This is a genomic window from Corynebacterium mustelae, assembly GCF_001020985.1.
Taxonomy (GTDB): Bacteria; Actinomycetota; Actinomycetes; order Mycobacteriales; family Mycobacteriaceae; genus Corynebacterium; species Corynebacterium mustelae.
The window spans coordinates 1794823-1820606 of record NZ_CP011542.1 but is presented as its reverse complement, the minus strand read 5'-3'; the positions used below and the strand labels follow the sequence as shown (position 1 = coordinate 1820606).

Below are 25784 nucleotides of genomic sequence, written 5' to 3'. Positions count from 1 at the left end.
AGCCTGTTTTATGAAAGTAGTATCAGCCAGAGTCGTTTTGCGTTTGTCCGATTGGCGAAACCTGAAACGGGTTAGTTTCGTGGTGGCGGAATGCGGGCTAGAATGAGTGCATGTCTCTCGCAGTCTCTCACCCGATCATTTCCCCTTCTATTCTCGCAGCTGACTTCACAAATCTCGGTGCTGAAGTGCGTGCAGTTGAAACCGCTGATTGGATTCACGTTGACGTTATGGATGGCCATTTTGTTCCTAATCTCTCGTTTGGTGCTGATATAACCGCGGCAGTAAACAGGATTACGGATCAACATTTAGATGTTCATTTAATGATCGAGAATCCAGAAAAATGGGTAGACAATTACGTAGCGGCGGGCGCAGATTGCGTCATTTTTCACGTTGAGGCGACTGACGATCCAGTAGGGTTGGCTCGACATCTACGGGCCAAGGGGGTTTGGTCAGGTTTTTCGTTGCGCCCTGGAACTCCAATTGAACCGTATTTACCGCACGTGGCTGAATTTGACCTTGTGCTTGTCATGAGCGTTGAACCAGGGTTTGGTGGCCAAAAATTCATGCCGGAAATGTTGGAGAAAGTTCGGTTATTGCGTGCCGAAATTGACTCAAAAAACTTGTCAACTTTGATTGAGATTGACGGTGGTATTTCGGCGAGCACCATCGGTGCAGCAGCCGAAGCCGGCTGTGATGCGTTTGTTGCAGGTTCGGCAATTTTTGGCCAATCAGACCGTGCAGCTGCGGTAGCGCAACTACGTGAAAGTGCAGCAAAACAAATATGACTATAAGTACTGTGTCGCGGTTAGCTCACAGTTCATTTTTGTAGTGATCATCCTGATCACATATCGCTGTTTTACAGTACTGCCGGGAACTAATAGTGTGGTTTCTGCGACTAACTGTATGTACCAAAACTAGATGGAAGAAAACGTGAACGACGAGAATCCAAAAACTTTAAGTGACGCCGAACTGCAGAGTTATGTCGCGGCAGACGCAGCCTTAACCACCACGAAACCTTGGGAGCTAGTGGTTACTTCGGGGCGAATGAAACTGTATGCTTGGCTCGCGGCGGGTGTTACGATAGCGGTTCACACTTTCCTAGCATTCATAGTAGCGGTGGGGGATACGGGTGCTGCGGTTACTGTCATCGACCAATGGGGTTATTTCCTTGTGGGTGTGATTTTCGCAGTTGTGTTTTTTATTGGCCTTTCAAGGCCCAGGGTGAGAGCGAATGAAGACGGGGTGGATGTCCGAAATTTCATTGGTTCGCGATTCTATCCTTGGATCGTTATTTATGGTTTGAACTTTCCAGAAGGTGCTCGAGTGGCACGGTTGGAATTGCCTGAGTTCGAATACGTTCCGCTCTGGGCAATGATTGCCGCTGATGGTGAGAAGTGTGTTGTGGCTGTGGAGAAATTCCGCGAGCTCGAAGCGAAATACATGCCTGAAGACTAGGATTAGTGCGTGGCAGATCCTAGCACTTACCGACCAGCTCCAGGCAGTATTCCCACGGAGCCGGGCGTCTACAAATTTCGGGATGCGCGTCAACGGGTCATTTACGTTGGTAAAGCTAAAAACTTACGGTCCAGGTTGAGCAGTTATTTTCAAGATCTCAGCCAGCTGCATCCGCGAACTCGCCAAATGGTTACCACGGCTTCTTCTGTGGAATGGACTGTGGTGGCCAGCGAAGTGGAGGCGCTTCAGCTTGAGTACACCTGGATTAAAAAGTTTGATCCACAGTTCAACGTCAAATATCGAGACGATAAGACCTATCCGCTGTTGGCAGTTTCGGTCGGCGAGCGAATACCACGCGCGTTTTTCTATCGAGGTCCGCGCCGAAAGGGAGTCCGATACTTCGGCCCATATTCCCATGCGTGGGCGGTGAGGGAGACTCTTGATCTGCTCACCCGTGTGTTTCCGATACGTACCTGCACCACAGGCGTTTTTAATCGTCACCACTCATTAGGTCGCCCATGCCTTTTGGGATACATAGATAAGTGCTCCGCGCCATGTGTTGATAAGGTTACCGATGCGCAGCATCGCGAAATTGTTGATGGTTTTTGTTCGTTTATGGCTGGCAAGACAGACGTGGTTACCAAGCAATTGGAATCAGAAATGACAGCTGCGGCAGCTGAGTTGGATTTTGAAAAAGCAGCACGACTGCGCGACGATTTAGCAGCGATAAAAAAGATAACCGAACAGCAAGCGATTGTTCTTGGTGATGGCATAGATGCGGATGTTATTGCGGTCGCCGCTGATCCGTTAGAGGCAGCGATCCATATGTTCCACGTCCGAAGTGGCCGGGTTCGTGGGGAACGTGGCTGGGTTGTCGAACGAAGCGACGATACCGATACAGAGCTACAAGAATTGCTGCAAAATTTCATTATTCAGTTTTACGTAGAGGCGGTTGAACACGAAACCGAAACGCTAGCTTCGGAAGAAAAAGCAATCATGCGGCGCGGGGTGGATAACTACTCCGGGAGCGACTCAGTTTCAGCACGAGGCCGGGTGGCTTCGTCAGTCATACCGAAAGAAGTATTGGTTTCGGTTTTACCTTCTCAGGTTGATCACACTCGGGAAATTTTGGAAAAGCTGCGAGAGGGCCAACTCTCCCTTCGACTTCCACAACGAGGGGATAAGCGAGCACTAATGGAAACGGTCCGACGCAACGCTGAAGGTTTGCTAAAACAACATAAACTCAAGCGAGTTGGGGACTTGACTACAAGATCCGCGGCCTTACAAGAAATCCAGGACGCGTTGGGGATGGATGATGCCCCGCTTCGGATGGAATGTATCGACATTTCGCATATCCAAGGTACCGACGTGGTTGCATCGTTAGTCGTTTTTGAGGATGGGTTGCCTAAAAAATCTGATTATCGCCGCTATAAGATCAAGGAAGCTGCTGGTGACGGTCATTCCAACGACGTGGCCAGCATCGCGGAGATTACTCGGCGCAGGTTTCACGCCTATAAGAACAACAACCAGCATGTTCCTGACAGCGATACAGATGCCAAGCTGCAGTTCTCCGACGAACCCACCCCGGTAGACCCAACATCGAAAAACTTCGCCTACCCGCCACAGCTTTTCATAGTTGATGGTGGGGCACCACAGGTAAATGCGGCTCAAGCAGTACTTGATGAGCTAGAGATCGACGACGTAATGGTTGTGGGTATTGCGAAACGATTGGAAGAAATTTGGTTACCAAATGACCCCTATCCAGTTATTTTGCCCAGGAATTCGCAAGCGCTTTTTCTATTGCAGCACATAAGGGACGAGGCACACCGATTCGCTATTAGCTTCCATCGGCAACAACGTTCCAGTCGCATGAAGCGCAGTGTTTTAGACGACATATCGGGATTAGGGGTACAACGTAAACAAGCATTGATCAAACACTTTGGCAGTGTGAAAGCGCTCAAGCAAGCTTCGGTGGAAGAAATTATGGCGGTTGATGGTTTTGGGCCAAAACTAGCACAGAGTGTCTATGAAACGTTGCGCTCTTAGCTTTTCGACGGTTATTCGGTGGACTATAACAAATGGTCATGCCGCTGGGGGCGTCGAAAAGCTAAAAGTAGGTGTTAGGTGTTGGTTCTTCCCGCTACAATAACGGGCATGATCTCCGAACAGCTCTCCATGGAACCAGTTACCGAAATTCCACCTGTGATAATCACCGGAATGTCCGGTGCAGGCTTAAGCTCGGCAGCCCGTGTGTTGGAGGACATGGGGTGGTATGTCTCGCAAAACTTACCACCACAACTTGCAGTTGAGTTGTTCGAATTGTGTGCATCGGAGAATTCACCAGTCGATAAGGTCGCGCTGGTTTCGGATGTGCGATCGCTGGACTTCTCCTATGGCTTGGACACAGTGATCGCTATTCTTGCTGAAAAAGGCATCAAGCCTTTGGTTCTCTTTATGGACGCACGTGATGACGTCCTTATTAAGCGTTTCGACAATCTGCGCCGCACCCATCCGCTTCAAGGATCCGGCACGTTGTTAATCGGTATTGAACGAGAACGTGAACTTGTTGCCGGAATTAAAGAATCGGCAGATGTTGTTATTGATACTTCTGATTTGTCGATCCATGATTTGCGTCGAGCGATTGAACCCAATTTTGAAAACCTCGCAGCCAAGCAACAGCATGTGACAGTTCAGTCATTTGGTTTCAAGCATGGTACCCCGCGCGATACCGACATTATGGTTGATGTACGCTTCTTACCAAACCCGTTTTGGGTGCCGGAACTTCGACCATTTCGTGGGGTAGATAAGCCTGTTTCGGACTATGTTTTGAGCCAAGAATCTGCACAGCAATTTCTCGATAACTTCTACACGATGCTCATGGACATGCGTGACGGCTTCAAACATGAGGGGAAGAAATTTATCACCGTGTCAATCGGCTGCACAGGTGGGCATCACCGTTCTGTTGCTATAGCAGAGGAAATTGGCCGCAGATTAGCAGGTAATGATGACCTTGACGTGACAGTTTCGCACCGCGACATCAATCGCCATTAAGTTGGTAGGTTTTACGTGAACGACTCATTCGAAGATTTCGCAACCGCCAATAATTCCACAAGCCCGATCAAAGTAGCATCATTTGGCGGTGGACATGGTTTATTCCAAACCTTGCGTGCTGTGCGTCATTTATCACCTGAACAAATCACGGCTATCGTAACGGTCGCCGATGACGGTGGTTCATCAGGGCGGATTCGCCGAGAGCTTGGCCAGATACCCCCCGGAGATTTGCGGATGGCGTTAGCAGCATTGGCCCCACATGATGCTGAAGGTCAAATGTGGGAAAAGGTTTTACAGCATCGTTACGGTGGTTACGGCGCATTAGCTGGGCACGCCGTGGGCAATATGTTGATCGCCGGTCTCTTTGAGGTTCTGCAATCTGAAGTAGCTGCGCTAGATGCAGTAGCAAGGATGTTGCGTGCCGAAGGGAGGGTGCTTCCGCTTTGTGCGCAACCTTTAGACATCGAAGCAGATGTTTCGGGTCTTGATTCCGACCCCCGTATTATCAGGCAAGTTCGCGGTCAGGTGGCAGTAGCGAGCACAGTGGGAAACGTCCGTCGGGTTCGGCTCATTCCGGAGAATCCACTGCCATGTGACGAAGCAATAGCAGCGTTGCAACAAGCTGATCTCATTACTCTTGGCCCGGGTTCTTGGTTTTCGTCAGTATTACCGCATCTGCTAGTTCCTGGTGTTGTTGAGACACTTAATTCGGTTGAGGCGATGCGAGTGGTGGTGCTCAATTTGGATGCCGAACCAGGGGAGACCGCTGGTTTCACGGCGGAACGACACATCCATATCCTTAAACAACATGCAAAAGATTTCGCCGCCGATGTGGTGATAGCCGACTCTAGCGCATTGCCCATAGCTACCGATCGAGTGCATTTGGAACGAGCTGCTGCAAATATAGGTGCGCGAATTGCCTTCCATGATTTACGGGAAGAGGATTCACGGGGTGTTTTTACATCCCGGCATGATCCGCAAAAACTTGCTGCTGCATTGCGTCAGGAGTATTTCGGTTAGACTCGGCTGTATTTATTAACACTTGTGCTTTGGGTGCCGTCGTGCGCCACAAACATGATGTCACAACGTTAGAATGAGACAACATATTTGGAAGTATTGGCCGTTTAATACCAAATAAAACCTCAACACATAAGGATCCTGCAACTGTGTCTAGTCTTTCCACCCAGGTCAAAGAAGAGTTATGTAAAGTAACCCAGACGAAACAAACCGCGATTACTGCAGAAATAGCCGCAATGATCCGGTTTGCTGGGGAATTTAATATCATCGCGAACAAACTAGTGGTGGAAGTTGAATTGGAGCTGCGCGAGGTGGCGCAGAGATTGAAAACCAATATTGAGGAAGTTCTTGGCAACGAAGTCACTTTACTCGAACTGGGGGCAACATCGTCGCGAAAGGCGGCTCGGTATTTGCTGCGGATCTCCGATGATGCCGACAAACTCGTCCGTAGAATTGGTTTGGTTACCAGATCCGGGCATCAGGTTAAAGGACTGCCACCTCAAATCATCAGTGGCACAGTCATCGATGCGGAAGCTGCCTGGCGGGGAGCGTTCCTTGTAGCTGGGCAACTAGGGGATCCAGGTAGAAGTAGTGGGCTAGAAGTAAGTTGTCCCGGTCAAGAAGCATCTTTAGCGCTAGTTGGCTGCGCCCGTAGGCTGGGAATAGCAGCGAAAACGAAAGAATCGCGCGGAGTAGAGAAAGTCAGTATTCGTGATGGGGATGCAGTAGGCGCATTACTTACGCGCATGGGGGCACATGCCACGCGGTTGCAATGGGATCAGCGACGGCTGCGCCGTGAATCGCGCCCTAGCGGGAATCGTTTGGCTAATTTTGATGATGCAAATCTGCGTCGTTCTGCTCGAGCAGCCGTGGCTGCTGCTGCTCGAGTGGAACGTGCGATGACTATTCTGGGCGATGATGTACCCGACCATCTGGCCGAAGCTGGTCAGCTTCGAGTACAGCATCGCCAAGCATCGCTGGAAGAACTCGGGCGATTGGCTGATCCGCAGATGACTAAAGATGCAGTAGCCGGGCGCATTCGGAGGTTATTGTCCATGGCTGATAAGAGGGCAAAAGAATTGGGCATTCCGGACACCCAAGCTGTGGTGACTGAAGAATTACTAGATCAAGTGTGACCTCTCAGCGGGTGCGAATAACCAAAGGCGATGCTTTTCGACGCCGCTACGGGACTGCAGTGGAGGAAAATGTTGCTTTGTGTTTGATTATGTGTCTTATTGCGCAGATCTCACCAAGACGTTCACAGAGATGCAAAAACAACCAAAAATTGGTTTGTGACAACATTCACAAATCTTCGTGTCATATGACGACTATTCACGCAAGTTCCGCTACATGATGTGGGTAACGACTCCTAAACGGGGGTGGTTATGTAGATTGACATGGTATTTCATATCACTGCAGTATCTATTTAATCAGCTATCATTTCGCGAGTTGCCCCCATTTGCCCCAGTGGATATGCCAAGAATCTGAAAAAATTACATCCTAGATAGTGCAGGTTTCGGATTGGATGGCTACACTTGGAAACGAAGGCGAGCCGAGTAAATCGGATACAAAACAAAATAAACCCAACCGATTCAAAGTGTTCCGCCTTGTCCAAGAGCACTCTAGTTTTAGGAGACATTCAAGTGGCAATTCGCGTAGGTATTAACGGCTTTGGTCGCATTGGTCGCAATTTTTTCCGGGCACTGAAAGAACGGGGCTCCGACATTGAAATTGTCGCAGTAAACGACTTGACCGACAACCACACCTTGGCTCACCTTCTCAAGTACGACTCAGTTCTGGGTCGTCTAAACGAAGATGTCACCTACGATGACGAGTCGATCACCGTTGGCGGACACCGCATTGTCGTTACTGCGGAGCGGGATCCAAAGAACCTCAAGTGGGGCGATCTTGGTGTTGATATCGTTATCGAATCAACTGGTTTCTTCACCGACGCTGAGGCTGCAAAGGCACACATCGAAGCTGGCGCGAAAAAGGTCATCATTTCCGCTCCGGCCAAGAATGAAGACGCTACCTTTGTTGTTGGTGTTAACCACACCGACTACGATCCTGAGAAGCACAACATCATTTCTAACGCTTCCTGTACCACTAACTGCCTCGCACCAATGGCAAAGGCACTTAACGACGCCCTTGGTATCGAACGTGGTTTGATGACCACCATTCACGCATACACCGGTGATCAGCGCCTGGTCGATGCGCCGCACAAGGACTTGCGTCGCGCTCGGGCAGCCGCTATCAACGTAGTACCAACTTCCACTGGTGCCGCAAAAGCTGTGTCACTGGTCCTTCCTGAGCTCAAGGGCAAGCTGGATGGCTACGCTATGCGCGTACCTGTTCCAACTGGTTCGGCAACCGACTTGACCTTCACCGCATCTCGCGAGACCACCGTTGAAGAGGTGAACGAGATCATCAAGAAGGCAGCCGAAGGCGAAATGAAAGGCGTGCTTGCATATTCAGAGGAGCCGCTGGTTTCCACCGATATCGTCACCGATCCGCATGCTTCCATCTTTGATGCAGGTCTAACCAAGGTCATGGGCGACCAGGTTAAGGTGGTCTCCTGGTACGACAACGAATGGGGTTACTCCAATCAGCTCGTAACCATCACTGAGTATGTAGGCGAGCGTCTCTAAGATAGATTATGCCCAACGATAGGTATTACGACCATACAGCAAAGCTGATTCTTGTGATATCTCGTTGCGTGGAAACATAGATGAAAGTCCCGAGGGATATTACACGAATGCCTCGGGACTTTTGCATACACTAAATAAGGGACCACGCTTTTCATCGCTACCTGCAAGCGACCTAAGCCCGTGATCTTTTAATCGTCCTTAGCGAAAGGATACAAACTACATGACTGTCAAGACTTTGCAAGATCTCATTAATGAAGGTGTACAAGGACGTCATGTCCTTGTACGCTCAGATTTCAACGTCCCACTCAATGACGATCGGGAAATTACCGACGCCGGACGTATCACCGCTTCGCTTCCAACAATCAAAGCATTGTCCGAAGCTGGTGCTCGGGTTATTCTGATGGCCCACCTGGGTCGTCCTAAGGGGGAAGTCAATGAAAAATTCTCCCTGGCTCCCGTAGCGGAAGCATTATCCGAGGCGTTAGGGCAGTACGTGGCATTAGCAGGTGACGTCGTTGGTGAGGACGCCCATGAGCGTGCGAATGGACTCAACGATGGTGACGTCCTGCTGCTGGAAAATGTTCGTTTCGATCCCCGCGAAACCTCTAAGGATGAAGCTGAGCGCGGCGCATTCGCTGATCAATTGGTTGCTCTCGCAGCTGACAATGGTGCGTTCGTTTCGGACGGATTCGGGGTTGTTCACCGAGCACAGGCATCTGTTTTTGATGTGGCAAAGCGGCTACCTCACTACGCAGGCGGACTGGTGCAAAAAGAAATCGACGTCTTAAAGAAGATGGTCGAAGATCCGGCTCGGCCTTACGTCGTAGTTCTCGGCGGTGCAAAGGTTTCAGACAAGCTCGGTGTAATCGAAGCTCTGGCAGAGAAAGCCGACAAAGTTATCATCGGCGGAGGTATGTGCTATACCTTCCTTGCTGCTCAAGGAATTAACGTTCAGGAATCTCTCTTACAAGAAGAGCAAATTGAAAAATGCACTGAGCTGATGGAAAAGTTTGGTGACAAACTGGTTCTTCCGGTTGATTTGATCGCAGCCAGCGGCTTTGCTGCGGACGCGGAGAACAAAGTTGTCGCGCTCGACGAAATTCCTGCTGGCTGGATGTCACTGGATGTTGGCCCAGAAACCGTCAAGAAGTATGCTGAGGTTCTTTCCACCGCAAAGACAGTGTTCTGGAATGGCCCTATGGGTGTTTTCGAATTTGAAGCATTTTCGTCTGGAACGCGTGGCCTTGCAGAAGCCATCATTGAAGCAACTTCAGCTGGTGCATTCTCCGTTGTAGGTGGCGGCGATTCTGCTGCAGCCGTGCGACTGCTTGGTTTACCGGAAGATGGTTTTAGCCACATTTCGACCGGCGGTGGCGCATCCTTGGAGTACCTGGAAGGAAAAGAACTGCCCGGTGTGAAGGTTCTGGAAAACTAAAAATATTAAGGTTCAACCACGCGATGGACATTGGATCAGATTAGCCACTCATTCATCGCGGTGGGTTCGCATTGCCCTAAAGAAAGGAACTTGCCTTAAAATGGCAGCTCGTAAGCCACTTATTGCTGGCAACTGGAAAATGAATCTCAACCATCTGGAAGCAACAGCTACCGTGCAGAAACTGGCTTTTGCACTTCCAAAAGAATATTACGACAAGGTCGATGTTGCAGTAACAGTCCCTTTTACTGACATCCGCACGGTGCAGACTTTGGTTGAAGGAGACAAACTACAGATTTCGTATGGGGCACAAGACGTTTCTCCCCATGAACCGGGTGCATATACTGGTGAAATCGCTGCAACTATGCTCGCAAAACTCGGTTGCTCTTGGGTTGTTGTTGGACACTCTGAGCGTCGTGAGTACCACGGCGAAACAGACGAACTTGTTGCAGCCAAGGCTAAAGCAGCTTTGAAAGAAGGAATCAGCCCAATTGTGTGTGTTGGTGAGCCACTAGATATCCGGGAAGCTGGCACCCACGTTGATTATGTTGTAACACAGACCAAAAACTCTCTGGCTGGTTTAAGCGAAGAAGAGTTGTCTCGCACCGTTATCGCGTACGAACCAGTGTGGGCCATTGGAACCGGCAAGGTTGCTTCTGCGGCTGATGCACAAGAGGTTTGTGCCGCAATTCGGGCGCTTGTGGCAGATCTGGCTGGCGACACGGTTGCTGATCAGATGCGGATTCTGTACGGCGGCTCTGTGAAGGTAGATTCCGTGGCTGAAATTGTTGGACAACCCGACGTTGACGGCGGACTGGTGGGCGGTGCATCGCTTAACGGTGAGGAGTTTGCCAAACTCGCAGCAAATGCGGCCGGTGGTCCATTCTAGCCAGGAATTGTCGCCACTTAACTGGTGACAAATTTTAGGCCGCTGTGAAAAGCACAGCGGCCTTTACCAATTTTTTCACGCAATGACCCGCCTCAAGCCAGTTTCATAGAGGAAAACGAAAACCAATGATAGATCAGTTAAAAGACGATATCCGGTATTTGGGTAGCTTACTAGGCAATGTAATTGCGGACCAAGAAGGCGACGAAGTGTTTCAACGTGTTGAAACCGCGCGACAATTGGCCTTTGAAGTTGCTAAGGGTAATTGTTCAATTGACGTCTTGGTGGAGCAATTCCACACGCGATCGGCCGAAGAATTGTTGCCTATAGCCCGCGCTTTTAACCATTTTGCCTTGCTGGCAAATCTCGCCGAGGATTTGCATGATACTACCGCGTACCTTGCCGACCGGGAGGCTGGAATTCCAGCACCTGACTCTAGTCTTGATGCCACGTGGCGCAAGCTTGAATCCAGTGAGGTGGAACCGACAACGGTCGCAACCCTTTTAAAAAATGCGCAGGTGGCACCAGTTTTAACTGCCCACCCTACGGAGACACGTCGCCGAACTGTTTTTGACGTTCAGGAACACATCACACAATTGCTGAAACAACGTCACCAGATTCTGGCAGCGCCAAAGAATGCGCTCACTGATAGCCGAATCGAAGAGATTTCGCGCCAGATTAGACGATGGATGACGCTACTGTGGCAGACCGCGCTTATCCGGGTAGCCCGGCCTCGCATTGAGGATGAAATTGAAGTGGGGTTACGTTATTACAAGCTTTCGCTGTTGAAAGCTATTCCGGAGATCAACAGATCAGTAAATAAGGCACTGAATGAGCAGTTCGGACTAGACGACGAGTTAAACGCAATTATCAAGCCGGGCTCCTGGATCGGTGGCGACCATGATGGAAATCCCTATGTCACGGCCAGCACGCTACGCTATGCAACAACCCGAGCCGCAGAAACAGCACTAAAGTATTACGTTTCTGAACTGCACCAATTAGAGCATGAGCTATCGCTTTCAGACCGTCTTTCCACAGTGACTGATGAGTTACTTTCTTTAGCGGAGCTCGGCTTCAACGACATCCCCTCCCGAGTCGATGAGCCTTATCGTCGAGCAGTGCATGGCATTCGAGGCAGAGTGATGTCGACTTTAGCCGAGTTGATTGGTGGGGCAGCGGTGGAGGGGACTTGGTTTACTGCCCACAAACCTTATACGGATCCGCAAGAAATACTCGACGATCTCCAGATTATTGACGATTCTCTGCGGTCTAGCAATGATGACCTAATTGCTGATGACCGGTTGGCTCGAATCCGTATAGCAATCGCAACCTTTGGTTTCCACCTATATGGAATGGATTTACGCCAGAACTCAGAAAGTTACGAGGACTTTATTACTGAGATCTTCGCCCATGCTCACGTACATCCGGATTACCGGAGTCTTACTGAAGACGAAAAAGTAGCACTGCTTGTTGCAGAATTGAAGAGCCCGCGTCCGCTGATTTCACGTGATACGTTGCCGTTTAGCGAAGCCACGCAACGGGAGCTAGGTTTGTTGGCAGAGGCAAAACGGGCGGTCGAATTCTTTGGGCCAGAGATGGTGCCTCACAGCATTATTTCAATGGCACAAAGCGTTTCAGATGTATTAGAGGCAATGCTACTGCTGGCTGAGTTTGGTTTAATCCAACCTGATGGCGACAACCCCGGTGGCACGGTGGATGTGATTCCGCTGTTCGAAACGATTGAAGATTTGCGTTCAGGCGCGGGTATCGTCGAAAAGCTATGGCAGATTCCGCTATACCGCAATTATTTGCGTCAACGCGGTGATCGACAAGAAATCATGCTTGGCTATTCCGACTCCAATAAAGACGGCGGCTATTTTGCAGCTAACTGGGCGCTTTACGACGCCGAACTGGATCTCGTTTCCTTGAGTAAACGATACGATATTGCGCTTCGACTGTTCCACGGTAGGGGCGGAACGGTGGGGCGAGGCGGTGGCCCCTCATACGAGGCGCTACTCGCACAGCCACAAGGCGCTGTTCAAGGAGCTGTTAGGATTACGGAACAAGGGGAGATCATCTCAGCCAAATATGGATCCATCGATTCCGCTAGACGTAATTTAGAGGCTTTGGTTTCAGCGACACTGGAAGCGTCTCTATTAAAAGTCGAAGATTTCGCGGAAACAGAAACCGAAGCATATGCAGTTATGCGAGAATTATCACGGTTGAGTCGGGAAAAATATTCTGCACTAGTGCATGATGACCCTGGGTTTATTGAATATTTCACTTCATCAACACCACTGGCTGAGATCGGTGCGCTCAACATAGGTTCCCGGCCGACAGCACGGAAGCAGACAACCGCAATTTCCGATTTACGAGCGATCCCATGGGTTCTATCGTGGTCGCAATCTCGGGTAATGCTACCTGGCTGGTACGGAATGGGATCCGCACTCTACAACTGGATTCACTCTGATGGGGATTCTGAAACCAAACTTCGACAATTGCAGGAATATTATCGTACCTGGCCGTTCTTCAATTCTGTGCTATCGAATATGGCGCAGGTCATGAGCAAGGTTGAATTGACCCTGGCGGAACTCTACTCCCATCTGGTACCCGACAAAGTCGCTGCACAGCGAATTTTCGGAGCGATTACTGAAGAATTCGCCCTAACCCAAGAGATGTTTTTTGCCATCACAGGTGCAAATAATCTACTGGCAGATAACCCGCAGTTGGCTCGCTCGGTTCGGCGCCGCTATCCGTATCTGCTTCCACTTAACGTCATCCAGTTGGAACTCCTGCGGCGATACCGTGACGGATCAGAAAACGAAAATGTTGGCTATTGCATACGCTTGACAATGAATGGACTAGCCACAGCACTACGTAATTCTGGGTAAGCGGTGACGCTTAGCACCAACAGCCAAGCAAATCCTCAGACGCGACTTGAGCGATAGGGGATTTCTTCGGCTGCTGGTGTATTATTTGTTGAGAAATTTAAGAAAGCAATGTTGAAAACACGTTGCTCATGGCCAAATAGATTGAAGGTTAATATTCAATGGAACTCGCCCTCCAAATCGTGCTGGTTCTTGCCAGCGTTTTGATGACCCTTTTCGTTCTCTTACACCGGGGAAAGGGCGGCGGCCTGTCAAGTCTTTTCGGTGGCGGCGTCCAATCGAATCTTTCAGGTTCCACCGTCGTTGAGAAGAATCTTGATCGCTTCACCATCATTACTGGCCTGATCTGGATTATTTGTATCATTGCCTTGAACCTGATTTAGATTTATAGACCCCAGACCAACCACGATCATGAAATCGTGTTATACTTTGGTAAACGTTAGCGTGCCACCTTATACCTCAACGGTACTGCCACAAGCGAGAAAATACATCGCAGGCTATATAAGGTGAAGCAAGAAGGCGCTGGATTTTATATCCAGCGCCTTCCGGTCGTTTACAGAAGTGTTGCAGCGTCCGCTGCCACAAATAACTTTGTCTCAACCACGCCTCGAGCACCCGCCGCAGGCCAGTCGAGAGCAGGCGCGGCTCCCACAATATTTTTCACAGCTTCGGCTTTCTCTGGACCGGCTACTAACATCCAAACCCGTTGTGCCGAAGTAATGGCCGGAAACGTGAGTGTAACCCTCTCAGCCGGCGGCTTCGGAGAATCATATACAGGAAGAACTAACTCAGTCGTTTCCTCTGCTGCTGCAGTATGGGGAAATATAGAGTTAATATGCCCCTCACCACCGACCCCTAACAGGTGAATGTCGAATCCCAATGGGGCGAAGTCATGAAGTGCTGCACGATATTCCTCCGCAGCACCAGAAAGCTCAATACCGCCGAGGCGGAAACCGTGGATGTTGGCTTCCGGGATTTGGATATGATCCAGCAATGCCTCACGCGCTTGGCCTTCATTCGAATCAGGATGGGTGACCTCAACGTTGCGTTCATCGCCGAAGAACACATGCACCAATTCCCAATTGATATCTGCGTTAACCAATCGTCGAAGCATTCCAATTCCCGCTCCACCGCCGGTTAAAACGACGCGGGCAATGCCGTCTCCATGCACGCCACCAGTTTGATTAATGTCGCGAATAGCGGTGATGAAGTCGTCTGCCGCATGGGCACAGACGTCTTCCAGCGATTTAGTTTTAATGATTTCTAGCATAAGTGCTGTTCACAAACTCCTCGATTGGAAAAGGGTAGCTAATTCGACGTAAGGCTCACGGTTAAAGTTACACAATAGGGTAGGTCACTCTGGTCAAGCCACGTAAAGCTTGTGCATATGCCTCGTCCGGATCAAGATGACGTAATTCCTCAGCGAGGCAGTCTGCTTCCGTCCTCAAATTAACCGCAACGCGTGCGGTCGGGCGATGGGGGATTGAGACTTCGATTGTTTGGTTATCTGGAAGCGATTCCAACACGATTGTTCCAGAAGGACGAACTAATTCCACGCGGGTGACCGGGATGCTACCAAGCGAATTGGTATCAGTCGCAATACGTGCCACCGAAACCCCTAATCGGTCAACCAACCAGCCAGCAGCGAGATCCACGCTCGATGAGTGCGCAGGTCCGTAAACTGTGGCCTCGGTGATCATTTCGTGTGGTGGTTGTTCTAGTGTTGACGCCAATACGCCACGCCACGGGGTGAGCCTTGCCCATGAAAAATCTGAATCCCCTGGTTCATAGGAACTACGGCGATTATAAAGAGCATCAACAATAGGATCAGATTCAGCATCTGTGATCCGGCGCTGGGCAATTTTGCCCAGCGGATCTTCGCTAGGATTAACTGGTGCCGCGAATGGCCACCATACAACGATGGGGGTATCTGGCAGCAAAAGTGGGGTTACAACGTGCACTAGATGGCGTGTGACTTCCCCTTCAAGCCGGATAATAATGACTTCAGATGCACCTGCGTCGCCACCAATTCCCACTTGTGCATCAAGCTGGGTTGGACAATCCGCTTCGCCAGTTACCAACACGATGATACGAGAGGGGTGTTCGCGGGACGCGTCGTTTGCAGCGCTAAAAATCTTGGAGATATCGTCCGTAGATTTTGCGACAACAATGAGCGTTAATACACGGGAAGTTGTGCCTAACGTTCCAGTATCACGAATTCGCACCAATGTCTTTGCTATTTCCCTGGTATCGGTATTAGGGAGTTCGAAAATCATCATCAGTTTCTTGCCTCAAATTCGGATTAGGGACGACGCCAAGTGCGGCCAAACCGCGCTAGCATTCGATCAGCTGATTCCGGCCCCCAAGTTCCTGCCGGATATTCATCGGGACGGCCGTGATTAGCCCAATACTCCAAGACGGGATCGAGGATCTTCCAGGACAATTCGACTTCCTCATTCGTTGGGAAGAGTGAAGCTTCGTCCAGCAATGCATCTAGGATGAGTCGCTCGTATGCCTCAGGTGATTCCTCTGTGAATGCTTCTGTATAGCTAAAATCCATGTTCACATCGCGAACTTCCATACCCGAGCCGGGCACCTTTGAGCCAAAGCGCATAAGCATTCCTTCATCTGGCTGCACCCGAATGACCACTACATTTTGACCTTGAGCATGTCGGGATCCTTCAGAAAAAGGTTGATGCGGTGCATCTTTGAAAACAAGAGCGATCTCCGTGACTCGGCGACCAAGACGCTTTCCGGTGCGAAGATAAAACGGAACGCCCGCCCAACGCCGTGAATTGATCTCCAGCGTGCAGGCAGCATAGGTTTCAGTGGCGGAGTCCGGGTCAAAACCCTCCTCCTCTCGCAGACCTTTAACATACTCGGAGCCTTGCCAACCAGCCGCGTACTGCCCTCGAGCAGTAGTTTTAGCAAATGGTTTCACGGGCGAGGTTGCACGTAAAACTTTGATCTTCTCCGCCTGGAGCTCCGCAGGGGTGAAATCAATGGGTTCCTCCATGGCGATAAGCGCTAGCAGCTGAATAAGATGGTTTTGAATCACATCACGTGCCGCACCAATTCCGTCATAATACCCGGCTCGCCCGCCAAGACCTATGTCTTCGGCCATTGTAATTTGGACGTGGTCAATGTAGTGGCTGTTCCAAAGTGGGTCGAAAAGTTGATTGGCGAAACGGAGAGCCATGATATTTTGCACCGTTTCTTTACCAAGGTAGTGGTCGATACGGAAGACCGACTTTTCCGGGAACACCGAATTAATGAGGTTGTTTAACTGATGTGCGGTTTCTTGGTTGTGCCCAAAAGGCTTTTCGACGATAACTCGTCGCCAAGCATGTTCCGGTGCGGTCGCCATACCGCTTCGTTGCAGTTGGTGGCACACGTCTGAGAAGAAATCAGGAGGTACTGACAGATAAAATGCCCAATTGCCAGCAGCGCCTTGGGATTCATCTAGCTCTGTCAAGGTCGCAGCAAGACTGTCAAATGCAGCGTCATCGTCGAAATTTCCTTTGACAAAATGCATGCCTTCAGCCAACCGAAGCCAAACGTTTTCCCGGAATTCCGTCCGGGCGCCAGCTTTGACGGCTGTGAGTACATATTCCTCGAAATCGGACTTGGACCAATCTCGACGCCCGTATCCAACAAGGGGGAATCCGGCCGGAAGCAAACCTCGGTTTGCTAGGTCGTAAATCGCAGGGAGGAGTTTCTTCCGTGCCAAGTCGCCAGTTACACCGAAAATGACCATGCCGCATGGGCCTGCGATCCGGGGGAGTCGCTTATCTGAGGGATTCCGCAGTGGGTTATCCCAGATGGTTGTGGTGGAAAATTGTGCTTCCTCTTGATTGCTCACGTCAGCCAATCCTACAGGTTGTGAAAAAGAAGAACCTAAAATGTAATGTACGTGCCACCGACGGAAACCGGTGGCACACGAGAATAAAAACCGCTGTTAGCTAAGTTTTTTCTCCATTGAATCTAGTAAATCTTGCCAGGCAGCAACGAATTTTTCGACGCCTTCTCGCTCTAACACTGCGAACACATCGGCGAAATCAATCCCCACCTCTGAAAGCGCAGCCATCACTTCTTCCGCTTCGGCTCGGGTGCCACTCAACGTGTCACCGTGGATATCTTCACCTGTTAAAACAGCGTCAATGGTCGCTTCCGGCATAGTGTTCACTGTGTGCGGCCCCGCTAATTCCGATACATACATCGTCGGTGAATAGTCTGGGTTCTTTACTCCCGTTGAAGCCCACAGGGGACGCTGGATATTGGCACCATCAGGAAGATTCTCTAATTCAGAGTGCTCGGTAAACGCGGCATACGCTAATCGCGCATTAGCCACTCCTGCTTTTCCACGCAACGCCAAAGCCTCATCTGTCCCGATCTTAGTTAACCGGGCATCAACTTCAGTATCCAGGCGGGAGACGAAAAATGAGGCCACTGAATGGATTTTGGAGATATCATGGCCGTTTTCGGCGGCCAATTGAATACCTTCGATAAACGCATTGATGACTTCCAGATAGCGTGCCACCGAGAAGATCAAGGTAACGTTGACGCTGATGCCTTCACCAAGTGCTTTGACTATGGCCGGAATTGAACCAGGAGTGGCCGGGATTTTAATCATGACATTCTTGCGGCCCACTTCCTGATACAAGTGCCGTGCCTGAGCGATGGTTGCATCGGTATCCTCTGAAATACGAGGGTCAACCTCAATTGATACCCGACCATCAACTCCATTGGTCTTTTGATAAATATCTGCGAAAATATCGCAAGCATTGCGAACATCTTCTATGCTCATCGCGTAAACAGCTTCATCTGGAGTCGCATTCGCATCACGCAGCTGAGCGATTTGGGCATCGTATGCTGAACCGCTGGACATAGCAGCTGCGAAAATCGCTGGATTCGTTGTCACTCCAACGACAGACTTTTCGGAAATAACCTCTGCGAGATTTCCAGATTCAATACGATCCCGAGACAAATCATCTAACCAAGTCGAGGTACCTAACTGGGCGAGTGTATCAATAGCATTCATAACGTAGCAGCTTTCTTTAATAAATAAGTGGTCAAAGCTGCAACCGAATATGGTTGCAGCTAGTATCCAAAAGATTAATTCGCACCAAGCGAATCGTGTGCAGCTTGGACAACTGCATCAACCGTGATACCAAATTCGTCGAAAAGCTTTTGGTATGGAGCAGAAGCACCGAAGTGCTCCAACGAAACCGCGCGACCACGCGAACCCAGGTGCCGATACCAAGACAAAGCCAAACCTGCTTCCACGGAGATGCGCGCTGTTACGGCGGTCGGAAGAACGGTTTCTTGATATTCCGAATCTTGTTTTTCAAACCAATCGAGGCAAGGAACTGACACAACTCGGGTTCCAATTCCATCTTTTTCAAGCTGCTCCGCTGCTGCAACGGCTAATTGAACCTCAGAACCGGTAGCCATGATGATCACATCAGGAATCTCAGTTGAGCTCTCGACTAGAATGTAGGCTCCTTTTTCTACTCCTTCCTTGGCTTTTTCCTTGGTACCCGAAAGAACCGGGACATTTTGGCGGGTAAGGGCGATACCTTTAGGGCCTTCTTTGTACAGCAAGGCTGCTCGCCATGCTGCAGCGGTTTCATTAGCATCAGCCGGACGCAAAACTGACATGTTTGGGATTGCTCGTAAAGTAGCGAGTTGCTCAACAGGTTGATGCGTAGGGCCATCCTCGCCAAGGCCGATGGAATCGTGAGTCCACACGTAGTAGGCGTCTGTCTCCATGAGAGCAGCTAGACGTACAGCTGGTCGCATGTAGTCAGAGAAAATCAGGAACGTACCACAGTATGGACGAGTGCCACCATGAAGGGAAATGCCATTGACGATAGCCCCCATCGCATGCTCCCTGATGCCGAAGTGAAGATTCCGGCCACCCGGCTCTGCTTGCCAAGCGTCGGTACTAATGCTCCTAGGGCCGAAAGAAGGTGCGCCCTTGATAACGGTATTGTTCGAACCAGCGAGATCAGCGGAGCCGCCCCAGAATTCTGGTAACACTGCTGCTAACGCCTGAATCGTTGCTTCCGAAGCTTTGCGAGTAGCAATGCTGTCGCCGGTTTCCCACACCGGGAGATCGGCATCGAAGTCTTTCGGCAAGCTGCGAGTGGCAAGCCTGTCAAAGAGTTTCTTTTGTTCAGGATGTTGCGCAGCCCAAGCATCAAACTTCGTCTGCCATTCGGCATGTTTTTGCCGACCACGTTCTTTCAATTGTCGGGTGTGTGTCAGAACTTCATCGGTGATTGGAAAATCGACGCTTGGATCGAAACCCAACTCTTTCTTGGTGGCGGCAACTTCTTCAGCACCTAAGGCAGCACCGTGAACTGCTGCAGTATTCATCATGGTTGGCGCTGGATAACCGATGATGGTGCGCACACGGATAAACGATGGTCGGCTAGTCTCGGCCTGCGCTTTATCAATGGCAGCTTCCAACGCTACGATGTCCTCACCGCTTTCGACCTCCAAAACCTGCCAGCCATATGCAGCGTAGCGAGCACAAACATCCTCTGTAAAAGCAATCTGTGTGTCCTCTTCAATGGAAATACGGTTATCATCCCAGAAAACGATCAAATTGCCGAGTTCTTGAGTCCCTGCCAAGGAACTTGCCTCTGAAGTGACACCTTCTTCTAAATCGCCGTCTGAAGCGATCACATAAATGTAGTGGTCAAATGGAGATTCACCGGTGGGAGATTCTGGATCAAATAGGAATCGCTCTCTGCGCGCAGCCATTGCCATGCCGACTGCTGAAGCTAAGCCTTGACCCAGCGGTCCGGTGGTAATTTCAACGCCATCGGTGTGACGATATTCAGGGTGCCCGGGGGTCAATGCACCCCAGGTACGTAGAGCCTTAATATCATCTAGCTCTAGCCCGAAGCCTCCCAAGAATAGCTGGACATATTGGGTCAATGAGGAATGTCCACAGGACAAAACAAATCTGTCCCTACCTGCCCACTTAGTGTCAGCTGGATCATGGTTCATTACTCGTTGGTAAAGCAAATAAGCAAGTGGAGCTAATGACATTGCGGTACCAGGATGGCCCGATCCGCATTTCTGCACCGCATCCGCAGCAAGAATACGCGCGGTGTCGATGGCTTTTGTGTCTAGCTCAGTCCAGTCGCTGGGATAGTTCCGAACCGTGTGGGCAGCAAGTTCCGGGGAGAGAGTCACTGTAAAAATTCCGTCCTATGGTAGGGGAGATGTACTTGGGCCATTAAGGCTGTCTACTACTTTAGCCGTCAAACGAAAATTAGGCCGATCCGAGCCAACCCGTAGTGCAGCGATTTGCCCCACTACTAGCTGATTACAGGTGCCCTCTAAACAAGCAGATTGCCGTTGGCCTAGAAAAATTTTGGAAAAATGGGGGTGCCGAATTACAGAAATGCTTAGGCAAAATGTGGTAAATGTCGCAACTGGGGCTACCATTGATGAGTCGTGTCAGAACATGTGGAGAACCTTTGATAAGGATTCTTGTGTGGCTAACATACGGTATTGTTTTCTCAGTCCACAGGTTCATCGAAGTTCTGTCCGACTAGTATGAAACATGCACAGTGGTTTGTTTGAAACCCAAAGGTGCAAACTGGTTGTCTAAAACTATGAGGTGGAGGAATTCCTTGGAGACGATCAAGGCTTATATCGCATTGACGAAACCGCGGATTATCGAACTTCTCCTCGTTGCGACCATCCCGGCAATGTTGCAGGCGGAACGTGGCGAGAACAATATTGCTCTGATTTTGCTCACTGTCATTGGTGGTTGGATGGGAGCCGCTGCTGCCAACACCTTCAACATGGTTGCTGATTCTGACATTGACCAAAAAATGGGACGCACCCGAGCGCGGCCACTTGTACGACATACCGTAAGCAACAGGAATGCAACGATTTTTGCATGGGTCTTAACTGTAGCCAGCTTCTTATGGTTGTGGTTACTGTGTGGGTCGCTTTTGGCCGCAGTGTTCGTCATGATCACGATCCTGTTCTACATCTTTGTCTATACCAAGTTTCTCAAGCGGCGAACACACATGAATATTGTGTGGGGCGGTGCGGCTGGTTGCATGCCAGTTGTTGTTGGTTGGGCAGTAATTACAGATCATCTGCCCCCGGGAGTTCCAGCGCAGTGGTGGCAAGCTGTGGTGCTTTTCCTCATTATCTTCTTCTGGACACCGCCACATACGTGGGCGCTTGCCATGAAGTACAAGGAGGACTATGCCGCAGCTGGTGTTCCTATGCTCCCCGTTGTGCGAACCGAAGAACAAGTGACTAGGCAGATTGTTTGGTACACGGTTGCTACTATCGCCACGACGGCACTACTAATTCCTGCTGCGGGAGTAATTTATGCGGCTACCGCGGTTGTTACAGGTTTATGGTTTTTGGTTATGGCAATAGTGCTCCACAATGGCGTGAAAAACGGTAAAGAGGTGAAACCATTACGGCTTTTTATTCTGTCGAATAATTATTTAGCGCTGCTGTTCGTCGGTCTTTCTATCGATGCCGTAATGGGGCTAGAAACGATCAGTGCCCTCATAGGGTGGTGACCACCAGCACGCCGTGTGCAATCAGCAGCGCTGGGGTGCTGCCAAGCAAAGTCAATTTAGGTAGAACGAAAGCAGCACACAGACGAACGTTCCAGCGATGATGGAGGCAAAAGTATTGCCGCGCCAAAAGTGCAATGCGCTAGTGGCGATAAAACCTGCGACATAAGGTGCAACACTTGAGTACCCGGTTGCCCACGGTATGGTTGTTAACGAGTACGTGAGCAGAATAATCATTGTTCCTACTGGCATCCACCGACCAAAGCTTAATAAGAACTTGCTGTTTTGTAGGCGGGTTTGCAGCGGGAACGGAATTGCCCGTGTAGCGAAGGTTATAAGCATTGCAACGACTATTGCGGCGATAATGTAGCTAGAACTAGGCATTTTTATCCTTCGCTCGGGTTTCTGACAACCAAAACCGACCGATTAAAACTATCGCGTATCCAGTCATAGCGAGCACCAGCATGTGATCGCGGCTAATCATAAAAGCAACCGCCCCGCAACACAGGGCGATCAACGTGCTTCGGAAGTCTTTGGTCTGTTTAAGTACATCAATGCTTAAAACCGTAAACAAAGCGATCAGGACAAAATCTAATCCAGGAATTTCTCCAAGAGCAAAGGTGGCGAAAAGCGCCCCTACTGCAGAGCCTAAACACCAACTAAGATGTAGCCCTGCGTTGGTTATTAAGACCCGGTGCGCAGTAATTTCCTGCCGGGGCGTTGCTGAAATGATCGAATAGGACTCATCGCATAGCGAAAAAACCGAGTAGAACCTTGCAAACCCACTGGATACTACGTGAATGGGAAACGTCAAACCGTAGAATATGTGCCTTGAGTTGGTTAAGAAGGTGGTGATGGCGATGGTGGCGATCGGCGCGGTAGTTGTTAGTAGTCCAATCATTATGAACTCCAAGCTGCCAGCGAAGATTAATCCCGACAAAAGCGGTGCCGTCCACCATGGCAAGCCTGCGTTTACGACCAAAACGCCAAGACCAATAGCCATGGCGAAAAACCCCGCCCAGACCGCTCCTGCTTTGTGGGTCGCGGCTACAAATTCTCCACGAAAATTAGGCATAGTTTCCTAACCGTGAGAGTTAATTGGATACCGGGTACCGCTGCGGAAAATACTTCTCGTCACCAGCTATGGAACCGGTAGTTGACTTAGGATTATCTGGAACAGTGCGAACCATGCCGATGGCATATAAGAAGGACGAAAACGCCACAATTACCGAGCTCATCGCGACATGGACGGGAACCGTCCAGCGGGGAACTCCCATCCTAAATTGGAATATTCCAACAGCGATCTGGAACAAAATCATTGCTATCAATATCCACCCAGTTTTGCGAACTCGGGCGGGGGCTTTTTGCATCACTAGCCCAGTGAATAACAGCAGTAGAACAGCTAGGAAGAAATACATGGTTCCAGCATGAATATACGCCATTAATTCGATATCGACCTCGAGTCGGCCTTCCATGCCAACTCCGGAATCGCCAGAATGTACGCCTGCTCCTGTAACCATCGTGCCAGTGACTAGAACTGCGGCTATTCCCAAAGCAAAAACCGAAACGACGAATCGCATTGCTCTTGAATACGTGCGAACTTGAGGTTCTGAATCCAGTTCTTGGATTCGTATGTATAGCATGGCAGCCATCCACACCAAGAACATAGATGGCAGGAAGTGGAGGGCAACAGACCACCATTTCAAATCCAAAAGTACCGAAATTCCACCGATCACAGCTTGAACAACGATGCCGAGCCCCTGAATAACGGCGTGAACGATGACTTCACGACGTCTTCTAGCCAACAAAACAGCGATGAACACAGCCACAGCGAAAGCAACTAGAACGAACGTTAACAGGCGATTACCAAACTCAATCGCTTGGTGTACGGCTGGGGCAGCGCCTTGAACTGGAACCAGCGAGCCCTCGTGGCAGTTTGGCCAGGTGTTACAGCCTAAGCCTGATCCTGTCACGCGAACGATAGACCCGGTCACGGTAATGCCGCCTTGTGCGATGAGCAAAAGCAAGGCGAGACGACGCTGAAGAATGATACTAGGGCGGGAACTCCACTGCGACTTGGCGTCAGGTTCCGATATTTTGGTAGTCACAGCACCTAATAGTAGCGCTAGTTGGTGCAGAGATTAATCACTAAACTTAAACCACTTTATCGCAGCTGCCACGTTGAGTATTGTCCAACCTAAGAGAGCTAGGATGCTCCCGATGGGAAGCCAACCTCCAAACGCTGCATGAATACCGGTCGTCAACGCGATTGACGGGACTACATTAAGCCAGGGTGAGGGGTCGGAAAGAGAAAACATTACATAGCCAGCGCCGCCAACCAGGATTACCCAGAAAAGATTTGCCAGCCCTAGGACTATCTCCGAGGAGAGTGTTCCGCCAAGCAACATTCCAAAGGCGGTGAAAGCGGCTATCCCCAAACCAAACATAAGAATTCCAAGGAAAAAACCTAGTAGCGAAGCACGCCACCCCAGGATGAAAGCCACCGTCGTGAGCACTACAATTTGTAGGGTTGAGACTACTAGCAGCCCACAAATTTTTCCGACGATGATTGTCCAGGTTGGAACACCTGAAGCCCCGACTCGTTTAAGCGCTCCGTATCTGCGATCAAAGGCTAAAGAAATGGCTTGACCGGTGAAACCTGAGCTCATTGCGGCGATTGCCAGTACAAACGGGAAGCCTAGATCCAATGGTTGGGGTTGCGGGAAGACCTTCACCGTTCCAAGGGTAATCAACATTGCTATCGGAATGACGAAGCTAAGTAGTAGTTGTTCGCCATGCCGCAGAAATAGCTTTGCCTCAATTCTTGCTTGGGCGCGTAGCATAGTTTGCCAACTAGATCGCTGCGAAACCGGGCTAAAAGTTCCTGGAGGAAAATCTGTGTGGCCCCTGGCTGCATCCATAATTTAGCTCCTTAGATTTCGGCCGGTTACATCGAGGAAAATATTCTCTAGGCTTTGCATTTGCGTATCGAGCTGAGTAATCAGAATGGATTGCTGTGCGGCAAAAGCTGCGAGCTTTTCGACGAGTTCAGGTGTGGGGGAATCGGCGATGCGATACACGCCTGGTTTGACAACAATAATATTAGGGCCAGCAAACGACGAAACATCCAACTCGTGGTTGGTCTGAAAACTAATATGTGGAGTTGCATAGCGTTGCAGCTGAGCTAAAGTGCCTTCAGCAACTATAGAACCAGCATCAAGAATAACAATTCGATCAGCGAGGGTCTCAGCTTCCTCCATGAGGTGGGTGGTGAGCACAACTGTTACACCATCAGCCTTGAGCGCATGAACCAGATCCCACATCATCATTTTGGATTGGGTGTCCATACCTGCGGTTGGTTCATCCAGAAATATCAGTCGGGGGCGGGAAATCAGCGCAACTGCAAGGTTGAGGCGTTGCTTTTGACCTCCAGATAATCTCCGGTAGGTAACCGATTCGGCGTTTTTCAAGCCGACGACATCAAGAAGCCAATCTATATCTAGCGGATTGGTACTGTAACGTGCCGTTAGCTCCAATAACTCCCGCACCTTGATGCCGGAATACGAGCCGCTATCTTGCAGCATGATTCCAACTTGGTTACGTACCGCATCGGGGTTACGTGACGGATCGATGCCGAAAACCGATATCCGCCCAGATGTAGGTTTTGTAAAGCCTTCACACATTTCAATCGTGGTGGTCTTACCCGCTCCATTAGGTCCGAGCAGCGCTAATATGATACCCGGCTCAACTTGCAGAGTTATGCCTGCAACTGCAGTTTTGGTACCAAAGCGTTTTACAACATCATGCAATTCGAGGGCGTAAACGTTATCGGTTGAGATC

At 50.0% G+C, this 25784-nt stretch carries 22 protein-coding genes; 12 read left to right on the top strand and 10 right to left on the bottom strand.

Annotated elements, in window-relative coordinates; all coding sequences use genetic code 11:
- Positions 1-110: 110 nt before the first annotated feature.
- The 11 genes from rpe to secG all read left to right on the top strand — a co-directional run bounded on the left by rpe (position 111) and on the right by secG (position 13760).
- Entirely contained in the window at positions 111-785 is a 675-nt protein-coding gene (gene rpe / locus CMUST_RS08295; protein WP_047262129.1) for a ribulose-phosphate 3-epimerase, read from the top strand.
- 133 nt (positions 786-918) lie between these two features.
- The gene (locus tag CMUST_RS08290; protein ID WP_047262128.1) at positions 919-1455 is read left to right on the top strand and encodes a PH domain-containing protein; all 537 of its coding nucleotides are present in this window, start codon (positions 919-921) and stop codon (positions 1453-1455) included.
- Between the two features lie 9 nt (positions 1456-1464).
- Complete coding sequence (uvrC, locus tag CMUST_RS08285) at positions 1465-3501, top strand: excinuclease ABC subunit UvrC (protein WP_047262127.1); 2037 nt, start codon at positions 1465-1467, stop codon at positions 3499-3501.
- A gap of 108 nt (positions 3502-3609) precedes the next feature.
- A complete protein-coding gene (gene rapZ / locus CMUST_RS08280) occupies positions 3610-4506 on the top strand; it encodes an RNase adapter RapZ (protein WP_047262126.1) in 897 nt (298 codons plus the stop codon).
- A 15-nt stretch (positions 4507-4521) separates the two neighbouring features.
- Positions 4522-5526, top strand: a complete 1005-nt coding sequence (locus CMUST_RS08275) for a gluconeogenesis factor YvcK family protein (protein WP_047262125.1) — start codon at positions 4522-4524, stop codon at positions 5524-5526.
- A gap of 146 nt (positions 5527-5672) precedes the next feature.
- Positions 5673-6659, top strand: a complete 987-nt coding sequence (gene whiA / locus CMUST_RS08270) for a DNA-binding protein WhiA (RefSeq protein WP_047262124.1) — start codon at positions 5673-5675, stop codon at positions 6657-6659.
- Positions 6660-7166: 507 nt separating this feature from the next.
- Positions 7167-8171, top strand: coding sequence for a type I glyceraldehyde-3-phosphate dehydrogenase (gene gap / locus CMUST_RS08265; protein ID WP_047262123.1), 1005 nt, complete (start codon positions 7167-7169; stop codon positions 8169-8171).
- A gap of 220 nt (positions 8172-8391) precedes the next feature.
- The gene (locus CMUST_RS08260) at positions 8392-9606 is read left to right on the top strand and encodes a phosphoglycerate kinase (RefSeq protein WP_047262122.1); all 1215 of its coding nucleotides are present in this window, start codon (positions 8392-8394) and stop codon (positions 9604-9606) included.
- 100 nt (positions 9607-9706) lie between these two features.
- Positions 9707-10492, top strand: a complete 786-nt coding sequence (gene tpiA / locus CMUST_RS08255; protein ID WP_047262121.1) for a triose-phosphate isomerase — start codon at positions 9707-9709, stop codon at positions 10490-10492.
- A gap of 125 nt (positions 10493-10617) precedes the next feature.
- Positions 10618-13380 carry a phosphoenolpyruvate carboxylase gene (ppc, locus tag CMUST_RS08250; RefSeq protein ID WP_047262120.1) on the top strand — a complete coding sequence of 921 codons (2763 nt, stop codon included), beginning with the start codon at positions 10618-10620 and terminating at the stop codon, positions 13378-13380.
- A 158-nt stretch (positions 13381-13538) separates the two neighbouring features.
- Positions 13539-13760 carry a preprotein translocase subunit SecG gene (gene secG, locus CMUST_RS08245; RefSeq protein ID WP_047262119.1) on the top strand — a complete coding sequence of 74 codons (222 nt, stop codon included), beginning with the start codon at positions 13539-13541 and terminating at the stop codon, positions 13758-13760.
- Positions 13761-13930: 170 nt separating this feature from the next.
- Here secG and pgl read toward each other — a convergent pair whose 3' ends face one another.
- The 5 genes from pgl to tkt all read right to left on the bottom strand — a co-directional run bounded on the left by pgl (position 13931) and on the right by tkt (position 20586).
- A complete protein-coding gene (gene pgl / locus CMUST_RS08240) occupies positions 13931-14647 on the bottom strand; it encodes a 6-phosphogluconolactonase (protein WP_047262118.1) in 717 nt (238 codons plus the stop codon).
- A gap of 67 nt (positions 14648-14714) precedes the next feature.
- Positions 14715-15653, bottom strand: a complete 939-nt coding sequence (locus CMUST_RS08235; protein ID WP_047263492.1) for a glucose-6-phosphate dehydrogenase assembly protein OpcA — start codon at positions 15651-15653, stop codon at positions 14715-14717.
- Between the two features lie 26 nt (positions 15654-15679).
- Complete coding sequence (zwf, locus tag CMUST_RS08230) at positions 15680-17239, bottom strand: glucose-6-phosphate dehydrogenase (RefSeq protein ID WP_236690093.1); 1560 nt, start codon at positions 17237-17239, stop codon at positions 15680-15682.
- A gap of 96 nt (positions 17240-17335) precedes the next feature.
- On the bottom strand, positions 17336-18418 hold the full coding sequence (gene tal, locus CMUST_RS08225; protein ID WP_047262116.1) for a transaldolase: 1083 nt from the start codon (positions 18416-18418) through the stop codon (positions 17336-17338).
- Positions 18419-18492: 74 nt separating this feature from the next.
- Positions 18493-20586, bottom strand: coding sequence for a transketolase (tkt, locus tag CMUST_RS08220; protein WP_047262115.1), 2094 nt, complete (start codon positions 20584-20586; stop codon positions 18493-18495).
- Positions 20587-21011: 425 nt separating this feature from the next.
- On the opposite strand from tkt, the gene CMUST_RS08215 reads away from it, so the two are divergent.
- A complete protein-coding gene (locus CMUST_RS08215; protein WP_083987477.1) occupies positions 21012-21947 on the top strand; it encodes a heme o synthase in 936 nt (311 codons plus the stop codon).
- A gap of 51 nt (positions 21948-21998) precedes the next feature.
- Here the strand turns inward: CMUST_RS08215 and CMUST_RS08210 are convergent, their stop codons facing one another.
- From CMUST_RS08210 to CMUST_RS08190, 5 genes are read right to left on the bottom strand one after another with little or no spacing between them, the layout of a single operon-like run.
- Entirely contained in the window at positions 21999-22328 is a 330-nt protein-coding gene (locus CMUST_RS08210; RefSeq protein WP_047262113.1) for a branched-chain amino acid transporter permease, read from the bottom strand.
- On the bottom strand, positions 22321-23019 hold the full coding sequence (locus CMUST_RS08205; protein ID WP_047262112.1) for an AzlC family ABC transporter permease: 699 nt from the start codon (positions 23017-23019) through the stop codon (positions 22321-22323). The genes CMUST_RS08210 and CMUST_RS08205 overlap by 8 nt, the downstream gene beginning before the upstream one ends.
- Positions 23020-23038: 19 nt before the next feature.
- Positions 23039-24052 (bottom strand): COX15/CtaA family protein, encoded by a 1014-nt coding sequence (locus CMUST_RS08200; RefSeq protein ID WP_169748508.1) that lies wholly within the window; start codon positions 24050-24052, stop codon positions 23039-23041.
- Positions 24053-24085: 33 nt separating this feature from the next.
- Positions 24086-24865, bottom strand: coding sequence for an ABC transporter permease (locus CMUST_RS08195; RefSeq protein WP_047262111.1), 780 nt, complete (start codon positions 24863-24865; stop codon positions 24086-24088).
- A gap of 3 nt (positions 24866-24868) precedes the next feature.
- Entirely contained in the window at positions 24869-25783 is a 915-nt protein-coding gene (locus CMUST_RS08190; protein ID WP_047263490.1) for an ABC transporter ATP-binding protein, read from the bottom strand.
- Between the last annotated feature and the right edge of the window lies 1 nt (position 25784).